The sequence below is a fragment of the Mesobacillus sp. genome (genome assembly GCF_057785455.1).
In genome coordinates this window covers 39,818-52,064 of the sequence record NZ_JBYNSB010000044.1, presented here as the reverse complement: position 1 = coordinate 52,064, position 12,247 = coordinate 39,818, and the positions used below count along the sequence as shown (strand labels likewise).

General features: G+C 43.6%; 13 protein-coding genes. 2 read left to right on the top strand and 11 right to left on the bottom strand.

Features of this window, described 5'->3' with window-relative positions; all coding sequences use genetic code 11:
* Window positions 1-55 precede the first annotated feature (55 nt).
* The 7 genes from AC3EBE_RS17500 to AC3EBE_RS17470 all read right to left on the bottom strand — a co-directional run bounded on the left by AC3EBE_RS17500 (window position 56) and on the right by AC3EBE_RS17470 (window position 7,212).
* Complete coding sequence (locus tag AC3EBE_RS17500) at window positions 56-1,321, bottom strand: peptidase (RefSeq protein ID WP_488596328.1); 1,266 nt, start codon at window positions 1,319-1,321, stop codon at window positions 56-58.
* Between the two features lie 14 nt (window positions 1,322-1,335).
* On the bottom strand, window positions 1,336-2,001 hold the full coding sequence (locus AC3EBE_RS17495; protein ID WP_488596327.1) for a 3-oxoacid CoA-transferase subunit B: 666 nt from the start codon (window positions 1,999-2,001) through the stop codon (window positions 1,336-1,338).
* Window positions 1,986-2,678 carry a CoA transferase subunit A gene (locus tag AC3EBE_RS17490; protein WP_488596326.1) on the bottom strand — a complete coding sequence of 231 codons (693 nt, stop codon included), beginning with the start codon at window positions 2,676-2,678 and terminating at the stop codon, window positions 1,986-1,988. The genes AC3EBE_RS17495 and AC3EBE_RS17490 overlap by 16 nt, the downstream gene beginning before the upstream one ends.
* A complete protein-coding gene (locus AC3EBE_RS17485) occupies window positions 2,679-4,040 on the bottom strand; it encodes an aspartate aminotransferase family protein (protein ID WP_488596325.1) in 1,362 nt (453 codons plus the stop codon). It lies immediately after the preceding gene.
* Window positions 4,041-4,290: 250 nt separating this feature from the next.
* A complete protein-coding gene (locus AC3EBE_RS17480) occupies window positions 4,291-5,271 on the bottom strand; it encodes a S66 family peptidase (protein ID WP_488596324.1) in 981 nt (326 codons plus the stop codon).
* Between the two features lie 66 nt (window positions 5,272-5,337).
* Window positions 5,338-6,804, bottom strand: coding sequence for an NAD(P)/FAD-dependent oxidoreductase (locus AC3EBE_RS17475; RefSeq protein WP_488596323.1), 1,467 nt, complete (start codon window positions 6,802-6,804; stop codon window positions 5,338-5,340).
* Between the two features lie 234 nt (window positions 6,805-7,038).
* Window positions 7,039-7,212: a YjcZ family sporulation protein gene (locus AC3EBE_RS17470; RefSeq protein ID WP_488596399.1), complete on the bottom strand. Its 174-nt coding sequence runs from the start codon at window positions 7,210-7,212 to the stop codon at window positions 7,039-7,041.
* A gap of 214 nt (window positions 7,213-7,426) precedes the next feature.
* Here AC3EBE_RS17470 and AC3EBE_RS17465 point away from each other — a divergent pair, with 214 nt between their 5' ends.
* Window positions 7,427-8,515, top strand: coding sequence for an SGNH/GDSL hydrolase family protein (locus tag AC3EBE_RS17465; RefSeq protein WP_488596322.1), 1,089 nt, complete (start codon window positions 7,427-7,429; stop codon window positions 8,513-8,515).
* Between the two features lie 75 nt (window positions 8,516-8,590).
* A complete protein-coding gene (locus tag AC3EBE_RS17460) occupies window positions 8,591-9,196 on the top strand; it encodes a DUF502 domain-containing protein (protein WP_488596321.1) in 606 nt (201 codons plus the stop codon).
* A gap of 42 nt (window positions 9,197-9,238) precedes the next feature.
* Here the strand turns inward: AC3EBE_RS17460 and AC3EBE_RS17455 are convergent, their stop codons facing one another.
* From AC3EBE_RS17455 to rsgA, 4 genes are all read right to left on the bottom strand, one after another.
* Complete coding sequence (locus AC3EBE_RS17455; RefSeq protein ID WP_488596320.1) at window positions 9,239-9,739, bottom strand: PTS sugar transporter subunit IIA; 501 nt, start codon at window positions 9,737-9,739, stop codon at window positions 9,239-9,241.
* A 23-nt stretch (window positions 9,740-9,762) separates the two neighbouring features.
* Window positions 9,763-10,203: a peptide-methionine (R)-S-oxide reductase MsrB gene (msrB, locus tag AC3EBE_RS17450; protein ID WP_488596319.1), complete on the bottom strand. Its 441-nt coding sequence runs from the start codon at window positions 10,201-10,203 to the stop codon at window positions 9,763-9,765.
* Window positions 10,200-10,739 carry a peptide-methionine (S)-S-oxide reductase MsrA gene (gene msrA / locus AC3EBE_RS17445; RefSeq protein WP_488596318.1) on the bottom strand — a complete coding sequence of 180 codons (540 nt, stop codon included), beginning with the start codon at window positions 10,737-10,739 and terminating at the stop codon, window positions 10,200-10,202. The genes msrB and msrA overlap by 4 nt, the downstream gene beginning before the upstream one ends.
* Before the next feature lie 318 nt (window positions 10,740-11,057).
* Window positions 11,058-12,149, bottom strand: a complete 1,092-nt coding sequence (gene rsgA, locus AC3EBE_RS17440) for a ribosome small subunit-dependent GTPase A (protein WP_488596398.1) — start codon at window positions 12,147-12,149, stop codon at window positions 11,058-11,060.
* Window positions 12,150-12,247: the final 98 nt, after the last annotated feature.

Genomic DNA, 12,247 nt, shown 5'->3' with positions numbered 1-12,247 from the left:
CAGCTGCACAACCGGGAGGCTCTCAATCAACCAAATGCATGTAAACTTTATCCTCTCAGCTGACTCCGCACCATTCCAACAGTGTCAGTGCCACGATTTCTGCTGTATCGAAAACATCTTCCAGTCTGATATATTCATTTGCCTGATGTGCTGTTTCTGTTACACCAGGACCGAAGACAACGACAGGTACTCCTCCGACCCTTGAAAGAATCCCTCCGTCCGTGGCCCATGGAGAAGCTTCAATGAGAGGAGAGCTTTTCCTTACATTTTTAAAGCTGTTGGATAAAACAGTAATCAATTCATGATCAGGATCGAGATCACCAGGCAGCCAGCTTGCACCAAACCATTCCAGTTCAGGCGGATGCTCCATAAGCCAGGAATCCTTCTCACAGAGTCTGGCTAATGCATCCATCAGTTCCTGTTTTGCCTGAGCCTGGCTTTCATTTGGAGCGACCCCAATCCTGCCTTCAATCACGGCTAAATCCGGAACAGATGAAGGCCAGTCTCCTGAATGGAGCTTCCCTATATTGATTGGAATAGGGATGGGAATATTGCTGAAAAATGGATCGGTAATTTTCTTATTTCTTTCATTTTCAAGCTCTCTTAATCTTTCAATCACCAACATCGCTTTTTCGATGGCATTTACACCTTCATATCTTGTTCCGCCATGCGCTCCTTTTCCTCTCACTGAAATCCTGAACCACATAGAGCCCTGCTGCTTTGGAAAGATTTTTAGATTAGTCGGCTCCGGGATGATCGCGCCGTCGGCCTTGTATCCTCTTAAAACGGCTGCAAGTGTCCCTGCACCTCCGCTCTCTTCTTCAATGACACTTTGAAAGATTACATCACCCTTCAGGGTAATATCTGCATTTTTAATAGCCTCTATCGCCATCAACAGGGCAGTGGTTCCTCCCTTCATGTCCGTAGAGCCTCTGCCATATAGTTTGCCGCATTCGATATGCCCGCTGAAGGGATCACCTTCCCAATCATTTAGATTGCCAGCTGGTACCACATCGATATGCCCATTCAGGATCATCGATTTCCCCCCGCCGCTTCCCTTCATGATTCCAATTGCATTTGGGTTGCCTTTGAAGCTCTGGCGATCAGAACAAAATGCCGGATGTTTTGTTAATCCATCCCCGCCGATTTCCCAGATATCCATTTCCAGTCCAAGCTCCCGGCATTTCTCGATAATGACGGCCTGAGCTCCGCTTTCATTCCCTCTTGTACTTGCCTCCTGCACAAGCTTCTGTAATAGCCGGGTCCCTCTAATCCTGTTTTCCTTGATGTATTTCCGCACTTTCTCCTCAGCAGTATGCATGGTAACAGCTCCTTTCAGTATTCAATGACACGGATTTCCTCAGCGATTGAAAAATCACAGGAGGTTTTGGCAGCGATGTCAGCAACAGTGTGCGGTGCAAACCTTTCGGTCAAAACTAAAGATCCATTTTCAACTTTGAAGACACCAAGGTCTGTGATCACAAGGTCTACACATTCCGCGGCAGTCAAAGGGAGTGTGCATGAATCTACAATTTTCGACATTCCGTTCTTATCAGTATGATTCATCAACACTACTACCCTGCCAACTTTTTGGGCCAATTCCATTGCGCCGCCCATTCCCGGTATCTTTTTTCCTGGCACTATCCAGTTTGCAAGATCCCCTTTTTTGCTAACCTGCAGAGACCCAAGTACCGTCAGCTCAACTCTCCCTCTTCTAATCATTCCAAAAGCTGTTGCGCTGTCACAATAAGATGCACCGGCAACAAGGCTTACGGGGAAACCGCCTGCATTGCATAAGTTTTCATCCTCCAGCCCCTTTTCAGGCGACTCGGCCATGCCTACTATTCCGTTTTCGGCATGGAACATCACTTTCATATCAGAAGGAAGGTGATTTGGGACAAGGGAGGGAATGCCTATTCCTAAGTTGACGACCATTCCAGGACCTATTTCTTCCGCTGCCCGTTTGGCCATTCTGTTTCTGATATCTATTCCCATGCCCATTTCCAATTCACCCCACTCGAAGGAATCACCATATCCACAAACACTCCAGGAGTAACAATTTCTTCTGGATCGAGACTTCCAAGAGGTACTATTTCTTCAGCCTCAGCAATGGTAAAATCACCCGCCATCGCAACAAGCGGATTTGTATTTCGGGCACTTTTATCAAAAACGAGGTTTCCATAAGGGTCTGCCTTCCTGGCAAAAACGATGGAAACTGCAGCTGTCAGTGCCGTTTCAACAAGGTATTCCTTGCCATTAAGGTTCATTTTCTTTTTACCCCTTGAAACAAATTCATGATCTGCACCCACATCTGTCAGGATAGCTCCGAGTCCCATGCCGCCAGCCCTTATCCTTTCTGTCAAAGTCCCTTGCGGTGAAAACTCGACCTCCAGCTTCCCCTGGGTCATTAGTTCACCAGCAACAGGATTGGATCCAATGTGGGATGCAATAATTTTTCTTGCCCTTCCCCTGCTGACAATCTTTCCGATGCCGATTTCAGGAAAACCTGTATCATTTCCAATCAAAACCAGATCCTTTATGTTCTTATCAAGGATCCCATCAATTAGTTCAGGCGGTGACCCAACCCCGCCAAAGCCGCCAAACATAAGCGTCATACCATCGTGGAAATGTTCCATTGCCTGTTCTAGAGTCCCGATTTTGCCGAATGGGTTTTCCATTTATTTTTCAGCTTCCTTTCCTTCTGGCAATCCCAATAACTTAAAAGCTTCAGCTAATGTTGTTTGTAACCGGGCTGCGAGCTCATCTAATTCACGTTTCGTTATCGTTAAGGGAGGGGAAATGATTACGGCATCCCCGGACATTCCATCGAGACCCGCCCCTGCTGGATACAGAAGGATCCCCTTCTCCCTTCCTATTTTCACAAGCGTTTCAGTCAGCTTCACTTTTCGGTCAAAAGGTGTTTTCTTTTCTTGGCACTGGACAAATTCAACCCCCAGAAGAAGTCCCTTCCCTCTGATTTCTCCAATAAAAGGGAATTGCGCTTTAAGTCTATCAAGCTTATTTCTCAAATAAGTAGCTTTTGACTCTACTTCCTTCAAAATCTCTTTTTTCTCAAGATATTCAATAACAGCCAGCGCCGCCGCACAGGACTGGGGATTGGCGCTGAGGGTGTGACCGCTCATAATGATTTTTGAACCATGCCTGATTGGCGCAATAACTCGGTCACTGACCAGTGTGGCAGCAATCGGCGCATAGCCTGCCCCCATTCCTTTTCCTAGTGCGACAATATCAGGAATGATACCCCATTGCTCACATGCAAGCATCGTCCCAGTCCTTCCGAAGCCTGTCATTACTTCATCTGCAATGAACAATATATTATGATCCTCACAAATCTTTTTAATTGTTTTATAGTAGCCAGCAGGTGGAGAGATCGCTCCTCCGGCTGCGCCAATTACTGGCTCTGCAATGAATGCGGCAATATGATCAGCACCAATCCTTTTTATCGCAGCCTCAAGCTCATTTGCGCATAAGAAACCGCATTGAGGGGCTGAACTTTGATAAGGACATCTGTAACAATATGGCGGAGAGATAGCAGGGAATTCCTCAAGGAGCGGAACAAACCTTGCCCGTCTTCCAGGATGGCCTGACATGGACAGGGCACCAAGAGTAATGCCGTGATAGCTGACCCATCTTGATAGAATTTTGGTTTTGGATTTCATTCCTTGTTCTTGCCAGTATTGGATCGCGATTTTCAGTGCAGTCTCCGTTGCCTCAGAACCGCTGTTGACGAAGAATGACCAATTAAGGTCACCAGGCATGGAATCGGCAAGCTTTTGGGCAAGCTTTTCAGCTGCTTCACTCGTGAATTGTGAGCGGTACACAAAAGAAACCTTCTTCGACTGTTCATGCATTGCCTGGATTATTTCTTCCACTCCATGTCCGATATTTGCTGTAACAGCACCTGATGATGCATCCAAATATTGCTTGCCTTCTTTGTCATAAAGATAGACACCTTTGCCATAATCAATTTCAGGGTAGATGTCATCAAGGGCAGGTTTGATTAAATAGGACGGCTTCATAATTTCACTCCATTCACCGCATTCATTAAAATGTTTGGACATTCTGTAAATTGTATGAGTTGAAAGCGGGAATATTGCGTTTAAGAGGAAAATTTCAGTTTTATTGAAGGAGCCTAAAGAGTTGGCGTGGAAACCCTGGGCGTTTTTGACAGATTCCCCCTGGACATGTCTGTTATTATACCGGGCCTAATCTTTAGGTACCCGATAAAAGAAAAAGACACCTATTGATTAGGTGCCTTACGTTAGTGAACTATGCTTTTTGTTCTATAAAGATCTCTGTTTCTCCGCCCGCGGCCTTCACAGTTGCGGTTGAACCGATTGGAATTGTTGCGATTGGCTGGACATGACCAAAATTAACGTTCGCTATAATGGGAATGTTCCTTAGCTCTTCCTTGGAAAAAATGATTTTCCTTAATGCTTCTTCGGTAATTCCTGAGTTTTTCTGGAACCGTCCAATCAGGAGTGCTCTAATGGAATCAGCATCCGGAAGATGAAGCAATGATTGCAGGTCTCTGTCAAAGCTCCTTGAATGGCTCTCTTCATCATCCTCGAGGAAGAGAATGCTATCCTTAAGGTGCGGCATGAATTCAGTACCCTGAAGAAGATTAATTGTAGAAAGATTTCCGCCAATCAGCCGGCCTTCTGCTTCGCCTTCCTGGATGATCGTATATGCGCTTTGTTCATGAAAGGTCCTGTTTTCCTGGTCAAGATACCATAAGTCATCTGTCCAGAAAGAAGAAGGATTTATTTCAAAAGGTGCATCATTTGTGACAGCATCCAGGAACGATTCAAGTGTATATTCAAAACCGTGCTTGACACCAAAGCTGGAAAGATGAGGTCCCGAATAGGTAACAAGCCCTGTTTTTCTATAAATGGCAAGCTGTAAAGCTGTTATGTCACTAAACCCGCAAAATACTTTTGGGTTAGCAGCAATCAGGCTGTAATCAATATATTTTAGAAGCTGGTTAGAATTGTAGCCGCCTATCGCAGTTATTATACCTTTTACCTTTGGATCGGCAAATGCATCATGCAAGTCTTCGACCCTTTCAGATATCGATGAACTGAAGAACTCATCATGCGCATCGGCATTCTTGCCAAATGTCACCTTAAAGCCCAGCTTGGTCAGCCTTTCAACCGCGATTTCAATTTGTGCCTCCTTCAGGATGATCATGCTGGTTGCTGGAGCAATCACTCTAATTTCGTCCCCAGGAGATAATTTAGGTGCAAACATATTTTCCCCGCCTCTGCTCTGTTTATATCATTATTTTAACAGAGAAGCAGAGGGCTGTATGCAGGTTTAAACTAACGCCGGTTCCATGGTCTTGCCCGTTTTAGCCTTTTCGATGATATCTGTTGCAATCCAGACTCCGCAGGCGCTTGCCTGGGCCAATCCCCTTGTAATACCGGCTCCATCACCGCCGACGTACAGGCCGTCAATTTCTGTTTCAAATCTGTCATTTAATTTTGGCCTTGCTGAATAAAATTTTGCTTCAACTCCATAAAAAAGCGTATGCTCTGATGCAAGGCCAGGAGTGACTTGATTCAATGCTTCGGTCATCTCAACCAGGCTTTTCAGCGTATTGTATGGGAGCACAAGCCCTAAGTCCCCTGGAACTGCTTCCTTTAAGGTAGGCTCAAGGAAGCCTTCTTTGATTCTTTTTTCCGTCGATCTGCGGCCTTTTAAAATATCGCCATACTTCTGGACAATCAATCCGCCATTAGAAAGGCTGTTCGCCAATCTTGAAATTTCATGGGCAAATTCATTTGGCTTATCAAAAGGCTCCGAGAATGTGTGTGAAACCAGCAAAGCAAAATTTGTGTTCTGGCTGCCAAGCTTTGGATCTTTATAAGCATGTCCGTTTGCCAGCATAATGCCCGAGTGGTTTTCTACTACAACATGTCCTGATGGGTTGCTGCAGAATGTTCTTACCCTGGTACCTACAGATGTATTGAAGACAAATTTGCCTTCATACAAATGCTCGTTTATTTCCTCCATGACTACATTCGATGTCTCAACCCTTACTCCAATATCAACCTGGTTGTTGATCATCTTAAACCTTCGTTTTTTCAGGATGTCGGTCAGCCATTTTGAGCCATCACGTCCAGGCGCAACGACCACCTTGCCTGCAAATAGCTTTTCCCCATTCTTGAGTTCAACGCCCGTCACCTTATGACCTGCTGATGTTTTTTCTGTGATCAAATCCTGAATTTCGGTCTTGAATGCCATATCAACTTTATCTTTTAAGTATTCAAATATATTCTTTAAGATTTCAAGGTTCTGCTCAGTGCCTAAATGGCGCACCTGTGCCCTTAAAAGCTTAAGCCCGGCGGCATAGCCCCTTCTTTCAATCTCACGGACCTTTTCGGTCATTGGGTCTGTTATGCTTTCTGTCGCGCCGTGTTTAAGGTTGATTTCATCAACATATTTAATTAATTCCACAACTTTGGAATCAGGCAGATAATCAGTCATCCAGCCGCCAAATTCACTCGTAATATTGAACTTCCCGTCAGAATAAGCTCCTGCACCGCCAAATCCATTCGTGATTGAACAAGCGGGCAGACAGCCAGCGAAATCCTTTTTCCCAGCCGGCGGCGGGCATTTTTCAATCTTCTTCTGAAGAATCGGACAATTCCTTTTATAGATATCGTGACCCTTATCAATAAGCAAAACCTTTGCTTCAGGCATCTTTAAAGATAATTCATAGCATGTAAAAATCCCAGCTGGTCCTGCTCCGACGACGATCACATCATAGTTTGTATTCATTTCGCATCCCCCGCCAATCTGTTTTTTCCTTAACCCTTGGTAAATATAACAAAAACACAGGGGAGAGTCAATAATAAAACGAACTATAAAACAAACAACCGTTTTAATGTTCGTGTTTTACTTAATTTCAGATTGTTCAATCTACTAATCTCTTGAAATAGAAAAAATAGACTGTCCGCATCGTTGCGGGCAGTCTATCCAGTCGAAACATTATTTTTATTATCAGATGGCCGCTTACCAGATATGGCTGCAGCAAGCACCGATGATGATCAATAGAATGAATAATACTACGATTAAAGCGAATCCGCCATAACCATAACCACCATATCCACAGCCTGCTCCTGCTACTCCTGCATATGGGTAACCTCCGCCGCAGAAAGTGCCTTGAACTGGGCTAGTAACTGGCATTGGGGCATTATCGTATCCGTACATTAAAAACCACTCCTCGTTTGTTTTTGATTTGCTTTCCCTTTACGTTATGATATGGGTACTTGACCCGTTTGTGCATATGCCCATTTTTTTAAATTTACAGAGTATCAAAATAAATATTAAAGTACTTTTATTTGCAGCCGAAATAAGGTACATATGTGTTATGCACCAGTTTTTGGAGGAATTATTCAGCATGAAAATAACGAAAAAAATCCTGGGTATGATTTGTTTGACAGCTTTCTTTTACATAATGTTCATGCAAGCAGAGCATTATTTGTCTAAAGATCTGACTATCTATGAGAAAATCGCGGAAGGCAAACCATATAACTACTTAATTATCGGAGACAGCATCGGCAGAGGTGCAGGGGCCGAAAAAAAGCAGTCCCGGTGGTTCAATCAGCTAGAAAGCCTTATTAAGGACTATTCAGGGTCAAAAGGCCGGAGGAATATGGTCGTCCAGAGCGGTTCAACTGCATTTGAGGGGATCTACAAGCTGCAACACGCGCCGAAACCGAGGGACATAGATCTGATTTTCATTGTCTTTGGTGAAAATGATCGAAAGTATATGGAAGCTGATCAATTTGCAAATTTTTATGAAAAATTGATTAGAGATGCAAAGGACACCTATCGGGATGCTGAAATTATCACCATAATAGAAAGCCCTTTAAAACAGGAGGAATTCGCTGAAGAAATTAAACGGATTTCTGTTCATTATGCAGCCAAATATCTGGATATGAGAATCCCCTTCAAAGAATCTGGCATGCTTACAGAACAGTTAACAGCTGATATGATCCATCCAAATGGGAAAGGATATCGTCTTTACGCGAATGCAGCCTTTAACCTGATTGCTGATCAGGTTGAGAACGGGGCTGAAGTTGCCAATTTTCCAAAACCATTGACCAGCAGGGAACCTTACTTTCTTGCTGAACAAAAATCCATCTCTGTCAATAATGGATTCAGGCTCGAAAATGGATCTTATGTTGGAAGAAGCCCTGGCAATTATCTCGAATACGAATTTCAAGGTCCGATACTTGGTATTAATGTTACCAGAAGCGAAATGGGCGGAATGATGAAAGTCTATATAGACGGGGAATATATGACAACCATGTCAACATGGTGGCCGTTTGTCCGCGAACGGCATTTATATATAACCAGCGGCCTTGAAGACAGACCGCATGTTGTACGTTTTGAAATGATAAAAGACGTTTCTGCAAGGAACACATCACGGAAATCCCTTCTCCAAATCTCGTCAATCATCGTGGCAAAAGAGAAAGATAACTAACTCGGGGATTTTTTTATTGAAATACTGATATGGAAAAGGTATGTTACTTTCATATAAAAATTTGGGGGAGCAGGAATGAAAAGTTTATTAAAAAATTTCATGAATGGGATTCTTACGATCGTCCCGATCATTTTAGTTGTCTATGTAATTTATAAAACATTCATGTTTTTGGATAGCCTGCTGGGAAATGTGCTAAGACCATATTTACAGGAACGTTATATACCTGGCGTGGGACTGCTCACTACCCTTGTCCTGATTACGGTTTTAGGCTGGCTATCAACCCGCTTCATCACTGGAAGCATTATCAAATTAATCGACAGGCTTTTGGAAAAAATCCCGTTTGTCAAAACAATCTATTCTGTCATAAAGGATACGGTCCACTCTTTCCTTGGCGAAAAGAAATCATTTTCCAAGGTCGCCCTTGTTACGATTCCTGGTACGAATATGAAGAGCCTTGGTTTTATTACTACAGAGAATCTGGATTCATTTTATGAACCTTTGGCTGAACATATTGCAGTTTATGTGCCGCAGACGTTTCAGGTAGCAGGTTTTACCTTCCTGATTCCAAAAGAAGATATAGAAATCATTGATGTTAAGCCGGAGGATGCAATGAAGTTCATCCTGTCAGGGGGCATGACGTCAAAAAATGCAGAAAGTCCGCATAAACAAAACAGCCACTGATTTTTCAGTGGCTGTTTTGTTATGAAAAGATTGGCCTGATATTTAGTTGAATGTTACTTCCAGGACAGGTGTCGTGCCGCGTGCCACCTTGCCTTGTGTTAACTTTTTCAACTCCGAAGCCTGGTCTGTATTTGTAATGATCAGCGGTGTTACTGTACTCTTGGCTTTTTCACTGATGACAGCCAAGTCAAAAGTAACCAGCTTGTCTCCAGCCTTCACCATATCACCTTGCTTTACATGGGTTTCAAATCCTTCCCCTTTTAAGGAGACTGTTTCCAAACCAATGTGTATCAGGATTTCAGCACCGTTGTTTGCCCTGATTCCTACAGCATGCTTTGTTGGGAATACCTGCATGATTTCCCCATCAACCGGTGATACAACTATACCCTCATCTGGCTGGATTGCGATTCCATCGCCCATCATTTTTTCTGAAAAGACAGGGTCTGGGACCGATGAAAGATCCACAGCTGTACCACTCAGCGGGGACATTAACTGGATTGTCTTGACAGGCTCCTCTTTTTTGCCGAATAATTTTTTAAACATGATGATCATCCTTCCTTAAATGACTATTCTTGGTCGTTGAAAAGCTTGAGATATTCTCCGTATCCTTCTTCTTCTAATTTTTCCTTTGGGACAAATCTAAGTGCTGCAGAGTTAATGCAATATCTTAATCCATTTTCACCTGGACCATCATCAAACACATGGCCAAGATGGGAGTCTCCCGATTTGCTTCTGACTTCAGTTCTTACCATAAAATGGCTGAAATCCTGTTTTTCAATGATTTCTTTATCTTCGATTGGTTTCGTGAAGCTTGGCCAGCCGCAGCCAGCATCATATTTATCCCGTGAACTGAATAAAGGCTTGCCTGATACAATATCTACATAAATGCCCTCACGCAGATCATTCCAGTACTCATTCCGGAATGGCGGTTCAGTCCCATTATTTTGAGTTACTTCAAATTGCATTGGAGTAAGTCTCTGCTTTAATTCCTCTAAATCCTTCTTCATCGTTTATCCTCCCAGTGCCTTTTAATGAATGCTTCCCTGCCGGAACCTTTATGGTAGGCATTATATCGTTCTGGATTTTTTTTGTAAAAGCCCTGATGATAGGTTTCAGCGGGATAAAATTTCTTGGCAGGCAAAATTTCTGTGACAATCGGCTTCGGGAATCGGCCGCTTTCATCAAGCACCTTCCTGGAAGCTTCGGCTAGTTTGCGCTGTTCTTCATTGTGATAGAAAATAGCCGTCTGATAAGACTGGCCACGGTCATAAAATTGCCCTCCCGCATCAGTAGGATCTATCTGCTGCCAGAACAGCTCCAATAGCTTGTTATAAGGATATATTGCAGGGTCAAAGGCAATTTGCACTGCTTCATAATGTCCCGTTGTGTCTGTGCAAACTTCTTCATATGTAGGGTTCTCAGTAGTGCCTCCTGTATAACCTGATACAACACTGACAATACCCGGCTGTTCATCAAACGGCTTGACCATGCACCAGAAGCAGCCTCCGGCGAAAGTAGCAAGCTCGAAATTTTCTTCACCCATGTCGTACACTCTCCTTTTTGGCTCCTTCATATGAACTCATAAAGCTTCTTTCATACTTATTCCCTATTGTATTACTTTTAAAGCAAAAAACACATCGATAAACCTCAGCTGTACCACTTAGAACTTTAGCAAGGGAAGTGCGATGGTTAAAGGTATGTCGACTTACTTTGCCTGCTGACAATTTTTATTTTGACTAAGTTCATCCTTTTTTCATAATTCTTAAGAGGAAACGGCAGCGCCTGTAACGTAATTCAACAGCCTTATTTAACAGAGCATCCTAATAAAAAATAAAGCCTCTTCAAATGAAGAGGCCGGGATTCACGATGATCTGAATTTAGTTTTTTGCCGGTTTTCTTTATTGATGCTCTTCCAATGGCGCTTTTCCTCAGCCTGGGCTTTTTTATCAACTTTTCTGTCAATATAAGCCAGCTCTTTAAGGAGTTTTCTGTAACTGTTGAACCTATCTTCGTCAAGCCGCCCTTCGTCAATAGCTGCTCTGACCGCACATCCAGGCTCATTATTATGCTGACAATCCCGGAATCTGCAAGCTGCAGCTGCCGCCTCCACATCTGCAAAGCTTTCACTCATGCCTTCATCGCTTTGCCAGAGTTGAACCTCCCGCATACCCGGAGTGTCAATCAGGATCGCCCCGCCTGGGAGAAGGACCATTTCCCTGTGAGTGGTAGTATGCTTCCCTTTATCATCGGTAACTCTTATCTCCTGGACCGACTGTTTTTGGTATCCTGTAAGATGGTTTACAAGGCTGGATTTTCCGACACCTGATGAGCCGATTAGCGCTACCGTTTTACCAGGGGCAAGATAACTTTGGAGCTCCGCTGTACCAATTTCATTCAGGACACTGATTGCAAATACCAGTACACCCAGTGCTATAGCGGATACCTGTTTCATCTTTTCATCAAGTTCGGTCGTAAGGTCTGCCTTGCTTAAAATAATGACGGGATTGGCACCGCTCTCCCAGGATAACAGCAGGTATCGTTCTATTCTGCGAAGATTCAGGTCATCATTAAGTGAGTTCACAATAAAGATTGTATCAACATTGGCTGCAACAATCTGTTCTTCTGTCACAGTTCCGGCTGATTTACGGGAAAACTTGCTCTTCCTCGGCAGGATATGATGGATTGCTCCTTTCATTTCACCTGGAGACGCCTTCACCGCCACCCAATCCCCTACAGCCGGCAGGTCTTCACGAGTCATTGCAGCAAATGCCAATCTGCCGGCAAGAGTGCACAGATATTCACCATCTTCCATCCATACCCTGTACATATGCTTATGCTCAAGCGCAATTCTGCCTAATTTAAATCCTTTTTCTTGATATTCTTCAAAGCTATTCCTTATATCATCGGTTAAACCAATTTCATTCAAATTTTTAATCAATGTCTTTTCCTCCATCATACTGAAATATAAAAAACCACAGGCACACACGGCCCGTGGTTCATAAGCATTAGGAAAAAGACATACGTCGATTGTTCCGCTTAGGTTAGTGGGCC

What these genes read in the sequence shown, in the direction of transcription:
- AC3EBE_RS17490 (WP_488596326.1), bottom strand. Translation starts at nt 2,678, where the DNA reads ATGGAAAACCCATTCGGCAAAATCGGGACTCTAGAACAGGCAATGGAA.
- AC3EBE_RS17500 (WP_488596328.1), bottom strand. Translation starts at nt 1,321, where the DNA reads ATGCATACTGCTGAGGAGAAAGTGCGGAAATACATCAAGGAAAACAGG.
- AC3EBE_RS17455 (WP_488596320.1), bottom strand. Translation starts at nt 9,739, where the DNA reads ATGTTTAAAAAATTATTCGGCAAAAAAGAGGAGCCTGTCAAGACAATC.
- msrB (WP_488596319.1), bottom strand. Translation starts at nt 10,203, where the DNA reads ATGAAGAAGGATTTAGAGGAATTAAAGCAGAGACTTACTCCAATGCAA.
- AC3EBE_RS17460 (WP_488596321.1), top strand. Translation starts at nt 8,591, where the DNA reads ATGAAAAGTTTATTAAAAAATTTCATGAATGGGATTCTTACGATCGTC.
- AC3EBE_RS17475 (WP_488596323.1), bottom strand. Translation starts at nt 6,804, where the DNA reads ATGAATACAAACTATGATGTGATCGTCGTCGGAGCAGGACCAGCTGGG.
- AC3EBE_RS17470 (WP_488596399.1), bottom strand. Translation starts at nt 7,212, where the DNA reads ATGCCAGTTACTAGCCCAGTTCAAGGCACTTTCTGCGGCGGAGGTTAC.
- AC3EBE_RS17480 (WP_488596324.1), bottom strand. Translation starts at nt 5,271, where the DNA reads ATGTTTGCACCTAAATTATCTCCTGGGGACGAAATTAGAGTGATTGCT.
- msrA (WP_488596318.1), bottom strand. Translation starts at nt 10,739, where the DNA reads ATGGGTGAAGAAAATTTCGAGCTTGCTACTTTCGCCGGAGGCTGCTTC.
- rsgA (WP_488596398.1), bottom strand. Translation starts at nt 12,149, where the DNA reads ATGGAGGAAAAGACATTGATTAAAAATTTGAATGAAATTGGTTTAACC.
- AC3EBE_RS17485 (WP_488596325.1), bottom strand. Translation starts at nt 4,040, where the DNA reads ATGAAGCCGTCCTATTTAATCAAACCTGCCCTTGATGACATCTACCCT.
- AC3EBE_RS17465 (WP_488596322.1), top strand. Translation starts at nt 7,427, where the DNA reads ATGAAAATAACGAAAAAAATCCTGGGTATGATTTGTTTGACAGCTTTC.
- AC3EBE_RS17495 (WP_488596327.1), bottom strand. Translation starts at nt 2,001, where the DNA reads ATGGGCATGGGAATAGATATCAGAAACAGAATGGCCAAACGGGCAGCG.